Below are 2,218 nucleotides of genomic sequence, written 5' to 3' on the forward strand. Positions count from 1 at the left end.
TCGCCGAGGCGGAGGTGGTCGAACAGGTCGGGCACGCTGCCCGAGACGAGCTGCAGCGAGCCCGCGGGCAGCAGCCCCGACTCGACGAGGATGCGCACGAACGCCTCGGCGACGTAGCCCGTCGGCGTCGCGGGCTTCACGAGCGTCGGCACGCCCGCGAGGAACGCCGGCGCGAACTTCTCCAGCGATCCCCAGACGGGGACGTTGAAGGCGTTGATCTGCACCGCGACGCCCGGAAGGCGCGTGTACACGTGCCGTCCGAGGAACGACCCGTCCTTCGACAGCGTCTCGACCGGACCGTCCAGCACGACGGTGCCGGCGGGCAGCTCGCGTCGCGCTTTCGACGAGTAGGTGAACAGCACGCCGATGCCGCCGTCCACGTCGACCACCGAGTCGGTGCGGGTCGCGCCGGTGCGGGCGGACAGCTCGTAGAGCTCGTCGCGGTGCTCGCGCAGGTGCGAGGCCAGCGCCTTGAGCAGCGCCCCGCGCTGGTGGAAGGTCAGCTCCCGCAGCGCGGGTCCGCCGACCTCGCGCCCGTGGCGCAGCGCGGCCCCCATGTCCACGCCGTCGGAGCTGATGCGGGCGATCTCCTCGCCGGTGACCGCGTCGTGCAGTGGCGCCCCCTCGGTGGTGGGGGTGTGCCATCGACCGGAGACGTAGCTGCGCAGGACGGGCATGGGTGCGACCTCCTCGTCGGACCGGCCGGGGTGCCGACCGGCATGTCCAAGAACACTAGGGCTTTGGGAACTCCAACGCCGCTGTTAAAGACGCCTTAAGGAACCGCTCGGTAACTTCTGCCCGAACGCCGCCAAAGTGGAAGAGGAGTTTCATGCGGAAGCGAGTAGCGGTGGGCGCGCTGGCGCTCGCCCTGGGTCTGGCGGCTGCGCCGTTGACGGCCATCGGGGCGCAGCAGCCCGCGCAGTACCAGCAGGCAGCCCAGGCGGGCAAGGTCATCTGGGAGGACAACTTCGACGGCTCCGCGGGCCAGCGGGTCAACTCGTCGAAGTGGAACACCGAGACCGGTGACAACAACGGCAACAACCGCGAGCACCAGTACTACACCGATTCAGCGGGCAACGCCGCGCTCGACGGGTCGGGCAACCTGGTAATCACGGCCAAGAAGGAGAACCCCGGCAACTACAACTGCTGGTACGGCCGCTGCCAGTACACCTCGGCGCGGATCAACACCTCCGGCAAGTTCACGACCACGTACGGCAAGGTCGAGGCGCGGATGAAGCTGCCGCGCGGCAAGGGCATCTGGCCCGCGTTCTGGATGCTGGGCCAGGACATCGGCTCGAACCCGTGGCCGAACAGCGGCGAGATCGACATCATGGAGTTCCTGGGCCACGAGCAGAACAAGGTCTACGGCACCATCCACGGCCCCGGCTACTCGGGCGTCGGCGGGGTCGGCGGCTCCTACACCGGCCCGAACTTCGCGGACGGCTTCCACACCTTCGCGGTGGAGTGGGCCCCGAACTCGATCAAGTGGCTGGTCGACGGCAACGTCTTCTTCCAGACCACCCCGGCGTCGGTCAACGGCAACCGGTGGGTGTTCGACAAGCCGTTCTTCGTGATCCTGAACCTCGCGGTCGGCGGTGAGTGGCCGGGCTACCCGGACGCCAGCACCCAGTTCCCGCAGCAGATGCTCGTGGACTACGTGCGGGTCACCGACACCAGCGGTGGCAACGGCGGTGGTGGCGGCACCAACCCCGGCGTGGTCAAGAGCGGCCGGGTCACCGGGCTCGGCGGCAAGTGCCTGGACGTGCCGTGGGCCAACAGCGCCAGCGGCACCCCGATCCAGATCGTCTCGTGCAACGGCAACGCGGCGCAGAACTGGACCTTCTACACCGACGGCTCGATCCGCGCGCTGGGCAAGTGCCTGGACGTGTCGAACAGCGGCAAGGCCGACGGCACCGTCATCCAGCTCTGGGACTGCAACGGCACCGGGGCGCAGAAGTGGGCGGTCAGCGGCGCGAACGACGTCGTGAACATCAACGCCGACAAGTGCCTGGACATCAAGGGCAACACCAGCGCCGACGGCACGCGGGTCCAGCTGTGGACCTGCACCGGCGCGGCGAACCAGAAGTGGAACGCCTTCGTCTGATCCCGGTCCTCGGCCTCGGCCGAGCGGGAGGCGCCTCGCCTGCGGGCCAGGGGGAGCAAGACCGGGGAGGGGCGCGGGACACCGCGCCCCTCCCCGGCTTTTCCGGCCCGTTCG

2 protein-coding genes are annotated in these 2,218 nt (G+C 69.3%); one reads left to right on the forward strand and one right to left on the reverse strand.

Annotation, left to right across the window (positions count from 1 at the left end; genetic code table 11):
• On the reverse strand, positions 1-677 hold a 677-nt coding region (locus ACTUAL_RS01625), incomplete at its 3' end, for an aldehyde dehydrogenase family protein (protein WP_440899012.1).
• 152 nt (positions 678-829) lie between these two features.
• Between ACTUAL_RS01625 and ACTUAL_RS01630 the strand changes: the two genes are divergently transcribed.
• Entirely contained in the window at positions 830-2,104 is a 1,275-nt protein-coding gene (locus ACTUAL_RS01630; protein ID WP_440899013.1) for a family 16 glycosylhydrolase, read from the forward strand.
• The last annotated feature ends 114 nt before the right edge of the window (positions 2,105-2,218 follow it).

It is taken from the genome of Actinosynnema sp., assembly GCF_052038725.1.

Bases quoted from the DNA above. Each gene is read 5' to 3' on its own strand.
- ACTUAL_RS01630 (WP_440899013.1), top strand. From the start codon at position 830: ATGCGGAAGCGAGTAGCGGTGGGCGCGCTGGCGCTCGCCCTGGGTCTG.